The organism is Chitinophaga ginsengisoli, assembly GCF_003014595.1.
GTDB classification, from domain to species: domain Bacteria; phylum Bacteroidota; class Bacteroidia; order Chitinophagales; family Chitinophagaceae; genus Chitinophaga; species Chitinophaga ginsengisoli.
In genome coordinates this window covers 117,929-134,990 of record NZ_PYGK01000005.1, presented here as the reverse complement: position 1 = coordinate 134,990, position 17,062 = coordinate 117,929, and the positions used below count along the sequence as shown (strand labels likewise).

7 protein-coding genes are annotated in these 17,062 nt (G+C 48.5%); all 7 read right to left on the bottom strand.

The window, feature by feature from the left end:
• Positions 1 to 67 precede the first annotated feature (67 nt).
• The 7 genes from CLV42_RS14120 to CLV42_RS14090 all read right to left on the bottom strand — a co-directional run bounded on the left by CLV42_RS14120 (position 68) and on the right by CLV42_RS14090 (position 16,801).
• Entirely contained in the window at positions 68 to 1,792 is a 1,725-nt protein-coding gene (locus CLV42_RS14120) for a hypothetical protein (RefSeq protein ID WP_106602573.1), read from the bottom strand.
• Complete coding sequence (locus CLV42_RS14115) at positions 1,785 to 3,131, bottom strand: PKD domain-containing protein (protein WP_106602572.1); 1,347 nt, start codon at positions 3,129 to 3,131, stop codon at positions 1,785 to 1,787. Before CLV42_RS14115 ends, CLV42_RS14120 begins: the two co-directional genes overlap by 8 nt.
• Positions 3,132 to 3,136: 5 nt before the next feature.
• Positions 3,137 to 7,480, bottom strand: coding sequence for a T9SS type A sorting domain-containing protein (locus CLV42_RS14110; RefSeq protein WP_170117510.1), 4,344 nt, complete (start codon positions 7,478 to 7,480; stop codon positions 3,137 to 3,139).
• A gap of 227 nt (positions 7,481 to 7,707) precedes the next feature.
• The gene (locus tag CLV42_RS14105) at positions 7,708 to 8,271 is read right to left on the bottom strand and encodes a hypothetical protein (protein ID WP_106602570.1); all 564 of its coding nucleotides are present in this window, start codon (positions 8,269 to 8,271) and stop codon (positions 7,708 to 7,710) included.
• A gap of 20 nt (positions 8,272 to 8,291) precedes the next feature.
• On the bottom strand, positions 8,292 to 10,376 hold the full coding sequence (locus CLV42_RS14100; protein ID WP_146154384.1) for a fibronectin type III domain-containing protein: 2,085 nt from the start codon (positions 10,374 to 10,376) through the stop codon (positions 8,292 to 8,294).
• An 8-nt stretch (positions 10,377 to 10,384) separates the two neighbouring features.
• On the bottom strand, positions 10,385 to 15,055 hold the full coding sequence (locus CLV42_RS14095) for a hypothetical protein (protein WP_106602568.1): 4,671 nt from the start codon (positions 15,053 to 15,055) through the stop codon (positions 10,385 to 10,387).
• Between the two features lie 342 nt (positions 15,056 to 15,397).
• Positions 15,398 to 16,801 (bottom strand): alpha-L-fucosidase, encoded by a 1,404-nt coding sequence (locus CLV42_RS14090; protein ID WP_106602567.1) that lies wholly within the window; start codon positions 16,799 to 16,801, stop codon positions 15,398 to 15,400.
• Between the last annotated feature and the right edge of the window lie 261 nt (positions 16,802 to 17,062).

The following is a 17,062-nucleotide window of genomic DNA, read 5'->3' as shown; positions in this document are numbered from 1 at the left end:
GGGCCGTCCGTTATCGCGGACGGCCTTTATGTATTATGCAGGTATCTGCTGATGATAGATCTTACACTCAAAAACTATAGTTATACCCCACCGTTGCCGTTACATTGCTAGACGTTCCTTTAGGCGTCCACCGTGTCTGGCGTACCGCATTCATATTCAGGTTATGTTTTCTCATAAACATATACGCTGCATTTACACGGAAATTCAACACCTGCCCCTGTTGCTGTCCATTACTGGTACTGCTATTGTAGGAGGTATTAAAGCCGGCTGTCATCTTTTTATCAAATAAGCGTGTATTCAATCCTAAAGTAGGCCCCAGTGTCAGGAAGTCGTCTCTCCCAATAGTATTATAACTCAGGTTAAAAGCACCGGTAATGCTCATCTGCTGCTTTATCAGTAACAAGGTATATGCGGTGCTGGAGTTATAAAAACGCGACCCGTTGCCTTTCCAAAGCACATCGTTCTGTATATCCGCCGCATCCTGTACATTCAGGTTCAGGTTGATGGTGTGGCTTTTCTTCTTATTGGTTTTTAGCATATAGGTAAGCGTCAACCCTGCACTTTGCGATATCTGTTTAAAATTCAGCGTATCCATATTCTCATAGGGATTCGTCTGGTTAATATAATCAAATTGCGGCTTTATATGCGTGTAGGTCTGGAAGTTAGAATAAGTAAAGTTCGCATTCCATCTTTCATTCGGCATATAAGTCGCGTTTATTGCACTCACCATCCGGAAGGTAGCACCAGCCTTGGTATTGTTCAGGTCATCGCGCTGGTACCCCACGTTGCCGGATATAGTGGCCTTATCATGCAGCAGTGGTTGCGACAGGTTCACTGTGATGTTCTCCAGGTCATTGTTCATATAGTAGGTACCCAACGTCTGGTAGCCAGGGTCGATACGCTCATAGCCCAGCCCTATCACACTTTTATGAAATGTGTAGTTCATGCCGGCTCTGATGGCCTTAAAGAACTGCGTATTCTTGATATCATACATAAATACGCTTTCCAGCAGATTGCCGCTGCCGGATCTGGTGGGGTGATAATCCCTTTTGTCCAGTTTCATCGCACTGTTAGCATACTCCACGGTCAACTCCAATCCTTTGGCAGGGCGCAGCATACCGGCAACACTCACAGCAAGGTTTGCTTTAGGATAGATGTGCAAGGTATCCGGGATGTATTGCATAGGGTCGGTGAAATCCTGCGCATGCAGGAAGTTCAGCGACAATGCATAGTTGGATTGCTGTAAGGACAATTTAGCGCCATAACCCATCCGCCTGTACGTAGGTAGTATGTTCCTGTTGGTGCTGTCGTAATTGACTGCGCGCAACAGCCTTCCGTACATCATACTGATGCTCCATGTTGGCTTGGTGGCTATGTCCAGTCCTACCCCTGTAAACTGATGACCGTTTAAGGTGTAGGGAGAGAACGACATAGCTACATCCCCAATATGCGCTGTCACCCCTTTATAACTGGGATGCAGGCTTAAGCGGTTAGGCATGGTGGGGTACGAGTAACCACCGCCGGCATTAGTAAGGTTAAATGAAAAAGGCAGGTTGATCCTTCCCAGTATATTGGTATTCACGTTACCGTTCAGGAACCAGCTAAATGGTTGCCGGCCACCACCGGTACCACTGTTGAATACGGTACTGGCACTTACCCCGCCATTCACTTTAAGGGGTTTACCCTTGCCAAACAGATCCCGGATATGTTCCAGGTCTATCTGCTGCGCAGATGAAAACAGCGGCAGCAGTAAGGCAGCGGTACACAGGTATAGGATGCGGGATCTATTCATATTTCTGGACTTTAATATCCGCCACTATATAGGCTGTGTTGCCTTCCAGCACATAGTCCTTTATCTTAATGGCGCCCTTACGGCCATCTGCCGTCTGGAATAATATAATACGGGGTAATACTGTCTGGTCAAATTGCAGGCCGCCAATAGCGTTAGCCGGCAGTTGCAGTGATTGCAAAGGAGCATCTGTCTGCATGTTGTCAAAATCGCTTACGCTGAATGATACGCCGCAATTGCATTGTTCCTGCCTGTTGATGAAACGCGTTACCGTAGCACCAGGTATGGCAGGGAAAGTATAACTGGTAGCTGAATCCGGCGATACAAACTTGTTATAGGTAAAACTGCGGCTCAGCCCAAAAAATACCAGGTCAATCTCTTTCCCCTCTTTTGTCAGATCATCATTCTTACGGTATACCTTCCGCAAGCGGGTAGAATAAAAACAGCCAATATCTGTATGCGCAGTGCTGATGCCCAGCCTAACGTCTGTGATGGTACGAAGGTGCGAATTAGGTTTTACCGTGATGGTCTTATTCACCGTCTCTGATCCTTTCCCATTGGTATTTGTCAATGTAACGGTATAGGTACCCGGATTGGCAAAGTATACTGTATTGGCAGAAGCAGTATCGCTATCCAGTACACCACCCGCGCACTGCCACTGCTGTGTAAGATAGCTCACACTTTTGCCGCCGAGTACTGCTGTCAGGGGCGCTTCGTAGTCATCGTCGAAAGGTCCGGGGTTTAGCGTAAAGTCAGTATGCAAGGGTGCCTTTACCGTGATGGTTTTGCTGGCAGTGAACTGTTGCCCGCCATTACTCACCTGCAGGGTAATAGTATGTGATCCGGGTGTGGTAAAGGTCACCATCGGCGGCAAGGCGGTGTTGGCACTGGCAGGATCACCGTCCTGGAAAGTCCAGTTATAACTGCTGGCGCCTGTTGTATGGTTAGTGAGCTTAACCTGTACGGGCGAAAAATCATTCACCTGTACCTCTGCATCGAAGGTGACCTGTACGGCACTATCCAGCTGCAGGATGATGGTCTTGCTACTCCGGGTGTCGTCATTCCAGGCTTCCAGCGTGATCTTATGCGGTCCGGCCTGCGCAAAGCTGATGGCTCCCGGGTTCTCATAGTCAGATGTTGCTGGTTCACCACCTTCAAAGCTCCACTTAAAACCGGTGGCGCCTGCGCTGCGGTTGGCGATGTTCACAGAAATCGGTACTGTATGCGAGCTGTCTGCCAGCACGTAGGCGAAATCTACCGTCAGCGGGCGGGGCACTTCTTTATAACACGCACCCAGCAGCAGTATGAATAATATAGTATAGGATATCAGTTTCGTCTTCATAGTGATTATTGGGTGATGATGATCTTCCTTATCACATTACCCAGCGGCGTTTCCAGCAGCAGCACATAAGTGCCTGCCGTGATATTCAACTGGTAGTTGATGTTAAATTGCGCAGCAGCGCTTTCCTTACGGTCATTCACCAACTGGTTGCTGATGATGTTGAACAGGCGCAGACGTATCTCTGCTGCTTTATCCAAAGTCACACGCACAGTGAATTGTCCGTTGTTAGGATTTGGCGATACTTCAAACGACGTGATGAACGGCTGTTGTGCGCCTCCGGGAGCTGGCATGGATTGTTGTTCCAGTACGGCGATCTCTTTGGTAAACACCTGTTCACAACTGCCGATATAGGAGTGCAGCGTGATATGATACACGCCGGTATCTGCAAAGCGCAGTCCCACCAGCAGCGGCGTGTTCTGCAACACCGTAATGTTCTTGTTGGTTGGTATCTCCCATACAGTGCGCTCCGGTACAGGGGTGCTGATATTGATCAGCGACACTTCCTCATTACGGAATACCTGTGTGGATACCACAAACTCTGCAGAGATATCCGTTTTCAGTTGTTGTATGTTGATCGTATCACGGCCTATACAACCTTTACCATCCATAACGCTTACCCAATACTGCCCGCTCTGATTGAGCGTCACAGATGGCGTAGTAGCCTGGAAGGCTGGCTCGCCGCCCCAGGTATAAGTAGCCGCAGGATCTGCAATAGCAGCATTTATTGTATAGGTCTGACTGTTACAGAGTGTTTTGTCGGCGCCCAGTAACACCTGTAATGGCGTTGGGTCCGGCAGATTGAAAGTCTGCACACGTTTACAATTGTTCGCATCCTGGACAGTAAGTATGTATTTGCCTGCCTTCAGCTGATCTATCCTGTTGGTGGTAGCACCGTTACTCCATTCATACCGGTAAGGAGGAATACCTCCGCTGATCTGCGCATTAATGGCGCCATCGCCACTACCCGCGCAAATAGGTGCAGTGATGTCTGCATTTACCACAATGCCGTTTGGTATAAATACATCTGCATTGTTTTGTGCTTCACAACCACGTGCGTCTGTTACAAACACCAGGTAAGAGCCTTCTGTTAAGTTGCTGATATTGCTGGTGGTTTCACCATTCGTCCATTCATAGCGGAAAGGTCCTGTGCCACCGCTAACGGTGGTAGTTACCGCGCCATCCTGTCCGCTGGCACAGGTCACCGGTGTAGTGGCCAGCTGCACCTGCAGCAGGTCTGGTTCAACAAGCAGGAAGGAATCCGATGTTTTATCAATATTATTTGCGTCTGTAATGATCACTTTATAGATACCGGTCGTTAATCCGCTGGCTGATGGTGTTGTCTGACCGATAGCGCTATAACCACCACTCCCCTTCTTATACCATGCAAAGCGGTATGGCAGCGGACCGTTTATGCGTACGCCACCGTCAGCGGTAGCAGCCAGCACGCCATCGGCAGCTCCTTTACAGGATACATAACGCCGCTCCGCGATGGTTACGACTAATGGAGGTGGCTCCTTCAGCGGGAACTCTCCTGTCAACGTACAACCCTGCATATTCAGGTCCGGACCGGTATATTGCGCATCTGTAATAATAGCCTTGTAATCGCCTGCTGGTATGCCTGACAGCACGTTTTCATAAACACCAGCCACTACCTGCCCCACGCCACTACCCAGCGGTGTACCGTCTGCCTTTTGCCAGCTAACGTTATAGCTGCCGTCTGCATTAGCGGTACCACCTTGCAACAGTATCTTAATGCTACCATCTGAGTAACCGTTGGCAAGAGGTTGGGTTAATACCTGCTGTACTATCTGTAGCGGAGCAGCAGGTTGTTCCACTGCGGAATCGCCTGACAAGGGACATCCATGATAGTCAGTTATATTCACTGTATATGTACCGGCGTGCAGACCCGGATTATAAGCCTGCTGGCTGCCATTGCTCCAGTTGTACCGGTATGGTGTTGTACCGCCGCTTACGAGTGCCTGCAGCGCCCCATTGCTGCCATCGTAACAGGTAGCTGGTGTGGTGTTGAATTGTACCTGTAAGGAGGTCGGATCTACGAGGTCTGTTGTATCGGATAATATACTGATACCATTGGCATCTGTTGCCTTTACCAGGTACAGACCAGCGGGCAGGTCAACGGCGGTGCTATCCGTTTGTCCGATAGATACAGCCACGCCATTCGTTATCTGGTACCATTCATAGGTGTAGTGAGGCAGGGTTTTAAATGGCATACCGCCGCTTATGATTGCGGTCAGCGTACCATCACTCTTGCCATTACAGCTAACGCTGTCTGTGATCTGTATGTTAGCTACTAATGGCGGTGGCTGTGTCAGTTTAAATGTATTATTGAGCGTACAGCCTGTCCTGCCGTTGGTGGCAGCCGCATTATAGTTGCCGTCCGTGACAGTCAGGGTGTAATCGCCGTCAGGCTGGTTGTTGATAGTGGTGGTATAGATGCCATTGCCATCTACAGTATTTACGGGTGTTAACAAGGTACCATCAGCCTTCCGCCATTCAACATCGTAGGAGCCATCCGGCTTGGGCGTGCCGCCCTTCAGATGAACAGTAATGCTGCCATCTGTATATCCGAATGCCTTAGGGTCCGTGATAGTAGTAGCATCCACCCCAAGTGGTGCGTCAGGTTGTTTAACACTGAAGCTCATTTCTTCGTCTCCCGCAGTTGTCTTACCGGCACATCCGTTCTGGTCTTTTACCTTTATCAGGTAATCTCCCTTGGCGAGGCCTGTTATGGTGTTCGCGGTGAATGGCTGCGTGAGATAATCAACATCCGCAACCCCTTTATACGACGCTACATAACCACCTGCGCCGCCATTAATGTTAAGGTTGATGCCGCCATCGCTACCGTCGTAACATTTTACAGCAATAGGAGCGGGTGTAGAGAAGATGACCGGTGTGGGTTCATCCAGCTGGAAGTCAAACGTGCTTCCGTCGCTGTAAGTGGGGGTGTTATTAATATCCCCTGTCACCTTTACCCGGTAGGTGGTGGCGGGAAGCGTATTTAAAGGCCAGGTATAAGTCTTGTCTGGCCCCATCGTAACACCTGTCTGATTGGGTTTAGTCCCACCGACAACGTTTTTCAGGTCCTTGATTTCTACGTTTATGGTCTCACCAGTATGCGCCTCACGGTCAAAGATGAGTGTAAAACCGCCGTCATTAGCGCCGTTACAGGATATCTTCCTAGGAATGATGCTTGTAATGTGCGGCGCTTCCAGGCGGCACTCCAACGTAATCATGGCGGATGGCCGGTCCTGCGCGCAGGCAGGTAACATTCTAACCAGTACGTGTTTGGCGAGATATTTTTCCCAATCATTTCCAAAAAGACTTCGGGCGGAAACTTGAAGCACGTTGGATCCCTGCTTGTTGGCCGGGGCGTTTTGCCAAATGCCATTATAGTCCAGGTATTGCCAGAGGTATTGCTGGTTAGGTATCCCCGGGGTGCCAATGATCTTGATCTCAGCGTCAGTAGGTAGTATATAGGATCCTTGTCCGTCATATACCAGGTCATTCACGACCTCTTTATAGGTCACATGGATTTTACTGCTCTCGTCCATCAATGAGACAAACGGGTTATCAATATTCCCGTCAAATTCCAGACCTGTATGACTGACAGGAAAGGTCTTCGTATCCTTTACAATTGGCCAAAAGCCGCCTCGAATCTTCTCGCTGGAAACTTCTATGGATGCTATTGTCTTTGGGGTGCTGTGTATGACGCTGCCTGTCCTGTTGATGACATCCCCATTGCCTTGAAGCGCAGTCGATATAAACGCGAATATCTCGTCCTGTGTGCCATCTGTATAATGAGCAGTCACGTTATAGTTTAGCTGCACATTGCCGGGATATACTTCCGTTGTCTGGAGCTGTAATTCATATACCTTGGACACAGGTTTAACATCTATAAACAGCGTAGACTCAGAATGATAACCAGCAAACATCCCACCCACCCTGGTGCTAAAACAGGTACGATCGCCCGCCGGGAACATATAATCCAGTTCCTTTGATTCCTGGGTTTTGCTGCAGCTGGATTTCCGCTTGCCATATACTGCAATCCCTTTTACCATATTGTCTGACGTAAAGGTGATCGTCTTGGCGGGAAAATACCATGGTGTGCCATCGGGGATACCGTCCAGGGATCCGGAGGAGATAAGCCTTGAACCACCGTAGTCCATAATGGCATATACTTCATAGAGACTACCGCAGGTTGCTGTGCCGAAGCCCATAATGTCGCATTTCACGGTCAGCTCATACACCGCCGTTGGGTTCTGCGCGGATAGCCTGCTGGTAAACACCAGCAGGGGAAGTAATAACAGGAATAGGGCTCTTTTTATCATTGGTCGCATAAGTAAAAAGTATGCAGGGATTTAACTTGTTTTAACTTTTCTGAGCGGGCCTGCTCAGACCGTCTTTGTTCACAGCGCGTACGCCTTACTCATAAACGGTGTTGAATCTTCAGCGATTCGTCTTCGGTCATTTTCACATTTGCCGTAGCTATCTTTCAGCAACTCAGCGGCCGTTCACCAGCCACTGAGTATAACTGCTATTCGTTTATTCCGCGTTATTATCTTTCCCGGGATAATTCAACGAATGTTTTCGGAGCATCATGCAGGGCGCTGCCTGTTCTGTTGATGACATTCCCGTTGGTGGGAATCGCTGTTGTTATGAGCGCAGGCTTAATGGTTATATGCATATTAGACTCAAGGTCATAGCCAGTAAATAAACCGCCAACGTTCACATCAAACCATGTAATATTTCCCGCCGGAAGAGAGTAGTCTCTTTCACCAGCATCCGCGGTTTTGCTACAGCTGATTTTCCGTTTGCTCCATATTGCGATCCGTGTTACCGGATTGTCCGAGGTAAAAGTGATAGTCTGTGGAGGAAAATACCGCACCTCGCCAACGTTTAGACCATCCAGCGATCCAAAGGCGATAAGGCTCGTACTGCCATTCTGCATAATAGCATCTATTTCATAGTTGCTGTCGCAGGTTGCAATACGGCCGAAGCCCATGATGGCATAATCAACGGTCAGTTCGTACGCTGTTGCGTTCTGCGCAGACAGCCTGCCTGTAAACGCCAGCAGGGGAAGGAATAACAACAATAGGGCTCTTTGTGTCATGGTTCTCATAAATAAAAGGTATATAGGTATTAATAATCTGTTTTAACCTTTTTGAGCGGGCCGCTCAGACCGTTTTTGTTCACAGCGCGTACGCCATACTCATAGGCGGTATTGATCTTCAGCGATTCATCTACAACCGTTTTCACGTTTGCCGGCACTACTTTCCAAAGGCTCAGGGGTTGACCGCCTGCTCCTTTATACAACTGGTATTCGTTTATACCGGTGTTGCTGTCTTTCCAGGATAGTTCAATGTAACGCTGCTCCCTGTTCACATATGCATTCAGTGTTTTTATACTGATGGCATTCGGGTTAGCAGGTATTGTTACAGTAATAGGCTGAGTAGGCGGCGATTCCAGGCCGCTGCTGTCTTTCGCCATCAGGATATAAGTATAGGTCTGTCCTTCTTCAATCAACTGGTCTGCGTAATAGTGCGTGCCGTCGCGGAATGTCTGCAGCAATACCCACTTATGACTGGAATCTGCGCGGGCTTTCCGGTACAGCAGATGCGCTGCTACATCTTCATCACCGCTGTTCACCCAGGATAATTGTACCTGGCCATCTACTACTTTATAAGCAGCGAACACCGGTGAAGTAGGCGGTATCACATCCGGTTTCTTTAGCTCCAGGACTGCGGAATAAGCGGATTGGTTATAGCGTTTATCTAATGCAGCTACCGCATAATATACTTTACTGTTCAGGAATTTTATAGGAACAGTGTCTTTATAAACGGTCTTCATATAGATAGAGTCCACTAAGGGAGATAATTCCTCATGCAGCCTGCCGGCGCGGAAAACTTTGTACCCCAGCATATCCTTTTCCACATTGGCTTTCCAGGTCAGTGTTACCACGCCATTGCTGTCTACAGTACCAGCCAATCCAACAGGCGGCGCAGGCGGAGTAGAATCAACCGGCTGCACCAGCACAGGGAAAGAGGTGGTCGATTCTCCTTCTTTGGCAATAGCCGTAATGGTGAAATAGTTGGAAGGAAACAGCTGGTCGTATTGCAGGCTGCGCTGATCGGGGGTAATATTTGCCAGTACAGTTTTATAAGGCCCTCCTTCGCGTTCAGCCTGATTTAATGCAAAACCTTTGATCAAAGGGTTACCCGCAGTTTCAAAATCCCAGGTAAGTGTCATTTTCCCCTGTGCAGAGATCTGGTTACTGCGGATGTTCGGCACATAGATCAACACATGCCTGCCTTTACCGGTAGTCACTGCAGAAGGAGGTCCTTTTTCGCCAAATGCGGAAATACCTCTCACCCTGAACTGGTACACCGTATTGTTATCTTCCAGCGAGTCAATAAAATACATGCGGGAAGAAGGCCTGTTCTCTTTTTCATTGATGTTGGTCACCGGCAGCGAGCGGGCCGGTTCAAAGGTCTTACCACCATCTTTAGAACGTTCTACTATCCAGGAAGTATAGTAGTGTTTCAACACGCTGTAATCCCAGCTAAGTGCTACCTGTTTATCGCCAAACACGGCTCCTACATCTCCGGGTACCGGTAGTGGTGCATAGTCCTGTATGCCTATAAATACCCCTCCGGAATCTATAGCTACGCGCTCTTTTGGCGCGAGCGAAATAACCCGGTACAGGTATTTCTCATTGGGACGCGCTTCTTTATCTTCCCAGCCCCATCCTGCCATTACAGCGGCTTCAAAGCTATTATCTGCGGCATACAGGGAGAGTGAAAAACGCTGCTCCTGTTCTGCCGATTGTGCCATGATACTTGCGATGCCATTATTACCGCCACCGCCTACTTCAAAGTCCTTACCGTACAATGCCTGTGCAATGATGGCCGCATATTGGTTCTGCTGTACTATTTTTTCCCAGTCGTTTAATGGTTTAGGCCGCAGTGGTTGCGTATTCAATACTTTGGCCTCCGGCGATGACAATAACTTCCCATCCCGGGTAACGGTATAACGGGTAAGCTGAAAACCGTATTGATTACCGAGCTTCCAGGCACGGGAGGTGGTCATGCCCCATCGCAGCAATATGCTGTGCTGACGGGCCCTGGCGGTAACCGCTATCCCGGCACTGTCTTTATGCTGTGCGTGTAACCGCGATACAGCAGTAAAACATATTAGTATAAGCAGTATAAAAGATAGCCTGCGCATTGTATACATTAGAAGCCGGTTGTTTTAAATGGATTATGATAATTGAATACAGCGCTGCTGGTTTTAGTCCCGTCAGGCAGCACATATTGGTATTTCACTTTGTAAGCACCGTACCGTATGAAAGGGAAATGTCCGTTTATCAGGTACGCATATTTCGGTGCATCTGCTGTGCCCATGAACCTGTTCACTACCTTATACTGCAGTTCGTTGAAGTCCAGGTTGTATACATCCGGAAGATTGTACAGGTACGGCAGCCTTGTCTTTATCCAGCTGGTCACCTTACCGGTAGATGCTTCTGCCAGGTAAGTAGGCATCAATATAAAGGCCTTGCTTGGCGCTACGCCGAATTCGCCTGTGTTACGTTTCTGAATGAATATTTCGTTATTGATAGGATAGTTGGCATACAACAACGGATTGATGTCATTTGTAAAATACGCATCATCCATCACCGCTTCCACATTCACCATCGGTTTGTAAGCGGTATAGTTGTTACCCGTCATTTCCACTACTTCAAAACCTTCATAGTCGCCTACGTCGGCCAGCAGGCGAACTACATCTGTCGATACGGTTTCACCAATACCATCCTTCAAACGCAGCGATTGCATTTTCTCGGCAAACGTGTTGAATTTGCTGGTACGGAATCCATAATGCAGCAATGATTTAGCCACATCGCCCCTGGAAACTGTTTGTGCCTGATTGTTGGCAACGGCATAGCTGCCGTCTTCGCCCGCATCCTGTTGTTGCTGATAAGGCGCCACTTCATCGGTGCTTTGTGCGCCCGGAGGAATGGCAATGACATCAAACTGGTAGGCCGTACTTGCCTTCAGCGCTGTTGGCGTAAAATGAATCGTCTGTGAAGGGGCGTCATAGGTCATATCCAATTTAGTTGTCTGACCGGCGGCGTCTTTGAAATTGATCGCATACTGCCATCTGGCATCGAACAGGTAAGCCTGTCCCATACTCAGGTTAATGATACCTTTGTCAGATTCATCTTTATAATAGTATTGCTGGTTCACTACCGGGTACGCATAAGCGATATTCTGCATAGGGATATAGTCCGGTGCGGTGCCTGTGGTGAAGGTCACCGTCTCTGTCTCTTCGCCCGGTTTGCCATCTACATAGGCCGTTTGCCAGGTTATGCCCACCCGCTCTTCAAAGGCCACCTTCACCGTAGCAGTCAGCTGTTTCTGAGAAGGCAGTACCTCTTTGGAGTAAAAGGAAACACCATCATTGTTGGCATTCCATTCCAGGCGGCCAGGTATCGGCTGACCATTATCCATCACAGTAAAGGATGCCAGCCTTGCGCGGTAGGTCTTCGTACCCTGGTCGTCATCTACATCAAATTGCTGCCCCATACGCATATTAAAGGCCGCCTGCGGCGCGGTGAATACATCTACTGCATCGGCATTAGTGCCCGGTTTTATGTCGGATATGATCTTCACATCTACCGGGCTGTTACCGCCCACTACGATCTCGCACTCATGACCGATCACCACCTTCATGCGCATATTGCCTTTTACAAGGCCGTTCAGCACACTGAACTTCACGGCCATATATCCCCTTACCCAGGTAGGATTCGGCAGTTTAGCCTGCATCAGCATAGCTGCTGCACCGGATATAAGCGGTATACGGGCCTTGATAAATCTCAGGTTTACTTTCACCCCTAACTCACCCTGCAAATAAACATATGCCTGACCGTTGGCATACCAGCCATCTATACCAATTTTATCTGTGCTACCCACACAATGTGCATCTCCATAATCTTTCAGCATGATATCGAAGCCCAGGCCAGCTTTAAAGTTGGCATACAGTATCAGGAAACTGATATCGCCTGTCTCCACGGAGAGGCTGGCGCCGAATGCAAAACCGCGACCATCACCCAGCGCATTAGCGTCGCGCATATAATCCAGTTCTTCCATGTCTACCCCTATGATATCCGCTACTTCTTTCGGTGGTGGCGGAGAACCGGGTATCTTATCGCCCACCATCAGGTAGGCGCCTGATTTAATAGAGAGGCCACCTATGGACAATTTAGTACCTAAACGGTTGGTAGGCGTACCCATATGCAGGTACCATTCACTAGGTGAAATATGGATCACGGCCCAACCTGCGCGGTTGCCGCTGGCGTTGCCCGTCATCATGCCGTTGGCTACGTTCATGTACATATCAAAATTGCCATGCAGCGTAGACGTGGTGAAGTCATATTGTATACCCACATAAGCAGTAATACCAACTTCGTTGGATAGATTCTCATCGCCTGACAAAGCGGCGGCCGCGCTTGAAGGATCGGATACTTTCAGTTCCTCCAGTTTCTGACCTGCAGATCCGAGTTTGGCAATCGCTTTCTGTTCCTGCGCCTGTATTTTGGCAAATTGTTCACCCACTTTACTCGTGATATTGCCCATCGGCACTGTGGCCAGTATTTTAGCATAACCATACAGGCCCATAAAGTTGATACCACCGTTGCGGTTAAACGCCACTTCAAACGATACTTCTCCGTGCACTACCTGGTCTTTCACCACATCAAACAGCACAGCGGCCTTAATACCCAGTCCTGCGGTGGAATCCGGCAGATATTTTACACCCGTTGGGGACGCAATGGTATCAATACCTTCTTTTTTCATGCGGTAATAAGCACCTCCACCGAAGCCTGAAATTTCCAGCGGTGGAGCTACGGCGATGCCTGGTTTAAATTCGGCCTTCCCATCTACATACCAGTAGCGGAAACCCTTAGCGCCAAACATGGCACGGGTTTTTACCTTTATTTTTCCCTTCATGAAACTGGCATCCACCTCACCACTCACTGCATCTCCAAATACAGCGTCATCGTCGTATACCTGCAGTGAGCCGGATATGGACATAGCATCACTCAGATCAGCATGCAGGGAAATAGCATCCAGTTTTATTTTATCAAACTTCCAGGTCTGTAAGCCCTGATCTTTATTAAACTTGCCCACCAGTGCCAGCCGGGTATCACCACCAAACTTCCCTTCCATCAGGTTAAAACGAACTGCGATATTCAGGTTGGCTGTAGTGCTGTCTTTAGTTTCCAAAGAGATCTCCTTAATGGCTACCGGGAAATTGCAAATTGTGTTTTCATCCTTATACCCAAAGTAATCGGCCGTGAGATAAGGCGCTTTGGTCTGCAGGTGCAGGCCCTGGAACACGATGCCTTTAAATTTGGCAACAGGCTTGTTGTTGTCATCCAGTTTCAGCGACGAGGCCAGGATCAGGTAGCCGTTGAGCATCGCTTCCGGCTCGAAGTGTCCGTCAGACAGTTTTAGCTGTACCCATGAGTTGGGGTTTATCTGGGCTTTTGCCCGCCATACCATAAAATCAAGTGTATCGATGGTGTTCAGCTTTAGGATATATTCATTATCTGCGGTAATCACGGCGGAATAGCCCAGCGGCGCTTTGGCCATCGGGAGACCTAACATTCCATTGAACGCGGCGCCTGTAAGGTGATTGGCCACCAGGTCGATGTCCAGATGATCCACAGAAAAACGCCATCCGGAGGCACTGCCATCTGGCAATATGTTATTTGCAAAGAAGTTGCCTGAGATGCCGTTATTATCTATCAGCATATTCTTGCCACCAAACGAAACACGTTTGCCCGGCTGGCTACGCCATCCAAACTGTTTGGGCAAGGTGACTTCCAGGTCAGACACGTATACGCCCCGCCAGAGATTCGGGTCGTCTGCCGGCAAATAACGCTCCTGGTAGTTTGCGGGATATACCACATCTGGCGAGTTACGCAGATCGCTACCGTCATATACCGCTTTGCCTATACGAAACCCTACGCCCTTGAGCGGTGTTATTTCAAATGCAGGCAGGTCTACGCTCACGAGTATATCATTCCAGTCGCTCACTACCGTATTGAATGAGGCCTTTACCTGTGAGCTGTCAGTCGTCCGTTCTCCGTCTGGTCTCAGAGGTACCATCATGCTGCGGGGGAACATCAGGTCTGCACTGAGTCCCAGCTGCTTAAATCCGTTACAGTCTATCGTTACATAGGTCTGGTCAAGTCCCTGGCCGGTTTGCATATCCATGCCACCTTTCAATATCAGGGCTGCTGTACCGCCGCCCAGTCTTATAGGCACATCGCCCAGCAACACCAGCTTCGCATCGCCTAATATGCCGCCTTTATACGACAGCTTCAGCCCTTTTAAGCCAAAAAAGATCTCATGTGGCTCCTGGGGTATCTGCACTTTGGCATATACGGTCAGCTCGGCATAGGTGGAGTAAAACATGGCATTGCTCACCGCAATCGTCACCGTAGTATTGCCAACGGTCTTATAAAGCCCTATAGGCAGCTCATTCAGGTCGTCTGGCGAGATGGAGGTGGTATAGTGGTTACTCTTCGATATCTTCTCGAATTCTGCCCTGGCGATGTCGCGGTAGGCGTGGGCACTGCTGTCAGTATCATATAGACCTTTCAGGCTGGCGTCGGAGAACAAACCGCTTTCAGGCGCGATCAGCGCTTCAGCCACCAGTTGCTTATCTATATCCGGAAAACTACGGCTTTCCATCATATTGGTGGTCATGACATTGGCTACCGGCAAATGAGGCTTCACATAATCACTGTCTGCCGCACGTACGACAACAGCTTGAGTGACAATCAACAACGTTAACAAGCTAATGTAACGGAAACAAGATTTCGGCAGGTAAAGTTTTACCATAGGTTCAGTGTATAGGTATAGGGTGGTCGGGGGAGCTCAGTTAACAATAATCAATTACTCAAAAACAACAGGTTATTACACGCTCCTAACTTCCCGGTATGCAAATTTGGAGTAATATTACCATTTTTTTAATATTGTAAAAAGATTTATTTATCAGTCCCGGCGCTTCCCACATTGCTAGCGGTTATTAATGGTTGAGCCTGACCGCGTACCATCTCGTCCTTTTTCCTATCCGGGGATTATTTTTACAAACGGTCAAGGTACGGGGGGATTTTTGGGGTAAAAAGAAAAAGGTGACCCTTACACCGAGCCACCTTCTTCTTTTAATGCTAACATTAAGTATTATCTTCTCTCATTGTACACCCCAAATTCTGCGATAGCAGGCGGTGCACTGAATTCGTCGATCACGATACGTACACGTCCGCCCCACACGCTGTCGAAGCGGTGTATTTTCACATGGCCTTCGCCTTCCCCTTTGGCCAGGGGTTTCCAGGTACCGTTATCTTCATATTCAAGATGGTACTTTTTGATATTGCTGCCGTCTTCCACAATACTGATCATATTGAAGCGCTGTGCTTTATCAAAATCTATTTCATACCATGGCTGTTTTACGGTAGGATTAGACTGCCAGCTGCTGGTGAAACGATCATCATTGGCAAAGTCCATGATGTTCATATCATCGCTCCAGCTGGAATTGCTGCGCTGGAACTTCGCGATATTGGAAGAGATGATGGGCGCGATAGCCGGTGTCAGTGCAGGCATAGCCCCTGTGTTCTTCCAGCGTTTACCTACTTCCTCCAGTGCTTTCACCGCGTTTGGATCTATCAGTCCATCCGTGTTAGGTGCTACGTTCAGGATGAAGTTACACCAGGCTTTATTCAGCGGTACCAGGATATCGTCTACCAGTTTCACCGGATCTTTCACAGGTGTGGTGGGGAAATTTGTTTTCCAGAACCAGGCGCTGTTGATAGGCAGACAGGATAATGCAGGCAGCCTGTTCGCTTCTTTGGAGATATGCTGGCCGGCTCCCTGTTCGTACGATTTGATATCAGTGTAAAATAAGGCCTCTGTCGGATATTTTGCCGCGTTGAGGTCCATTACCAGGCAATTAGGTTGCAGGCTCTTAATGAGGCGGTAAATCTCTTCAAAAGGGATATCATCATAAGAGATCCTGGACCAGGGTGCATCCCATCCGTCGATGATCAGCGCCGTGATATCGCCGTAGTTGGTCAGCAGCTCTGTCAGCTGTGCCTTCACCATGTCGATGTGCTTGCGGGTAATCTCATGCGGACGCAGTTTATGATGCGTGTCCAGGATGGAGTAGTATAACATTACCTTCAGTCCTTTGGCGCGGAAGGCGTTCACATATTCTCTCACCACATCCTTTTTTAAAGGACTGTTCATCACGTTATAGTCGGTCGTCTTTGTATCCCAGATACAGAAGCCGCTGTGATGTTTGGTGGTCAGACAGCCGTAGCTCATATTCGCTGCTTTGGCGGTAGCGGCCCACTGGTTACAGTCAAGCTTTGTCGGATTGAAAAGCGATGCCGGCGCTTCGGGATCCGGCCAATCCTGGTTGGCGAAAGTAGGGATGTTGAAGTGGATAAACATACCGAAACGCAGATCGACAAATTGCTGTTGCAATGTAGCGAGCGGCAAAGCGGCAGACTTCTCCTGCGCCTTTAACAGGGCAGGCATTAATAGTTGGATGCTCAGTAAGAGGCGTAAACCGAATGTTTTCTTCATAGTGAACGTTGATGCGATTTTGGATTTTGGACCCTGATGTGTCGTGGATAAATATTCTAGATCGCTACTAAAATATAACAATCATATTATGCATTCTCCGTATGGTAATACAATATAACGAAAAGCGAATTTCTTATTAGTTAGACATTTTAACAATTTAACAGGAATATGCATGAGTGCGTAGTGAAATGTGGCATGGTGTTGGATTTATGGGGAGTACAAGGAACAACAGTTAGAGTCATTAAAAACAAATACAATTTG

Coding starts and splice junctions, on each gene's coding strand:
- CLV42_RS14090 (WP_106602567.1), bottom strand. CDS start 16,801: ATGAAGAAAACATTCGGTTTACGCCTCTTACTGAGCATCCAACTATTA.
- CLV42_RS14105 (WP_106602570.1), bottom strand. CDS start 8,271: ATGAGAACCATGACACAAAGAGCCCTATTGTTGTTATTCCTTCCCCTG.
- CLV42_RS14110 (WP_170117510.1), bottom strand. CDS start 7,480: ATGATAAAAAGAGCCCTATTCCTGTTATTACTTCCCCTGCTGGTGTTT.
- CLV42_RS14100 (WP_146154384.1), bottom strand. CDS start 10,376: ATGCGCAGGCTATCTTTTATACTGCTTATACTAATATGTTTTACTGCT.
- CLV42_RS14095 (WP_106602568.1), bottom strand. CDS start 15,055: ATGGTAAAACTTTACCTGCCGAAATCTTGTTTCCGTTACATTAGCTTG.
- CLV42_RS14115 (WP_106602572.1), bottom strand. CDS start 3,131: ATGAAGACGAAACTGATATCCTATACTATATTATTCATACTGCTGCTG.
- CLV42_RS14120 (WP_106602573.1), bottom strand. CDS start 1,792: ATGAATAGATCCCGCATCCTATACCTGTGTACCGCTGCCTTACTGCTG.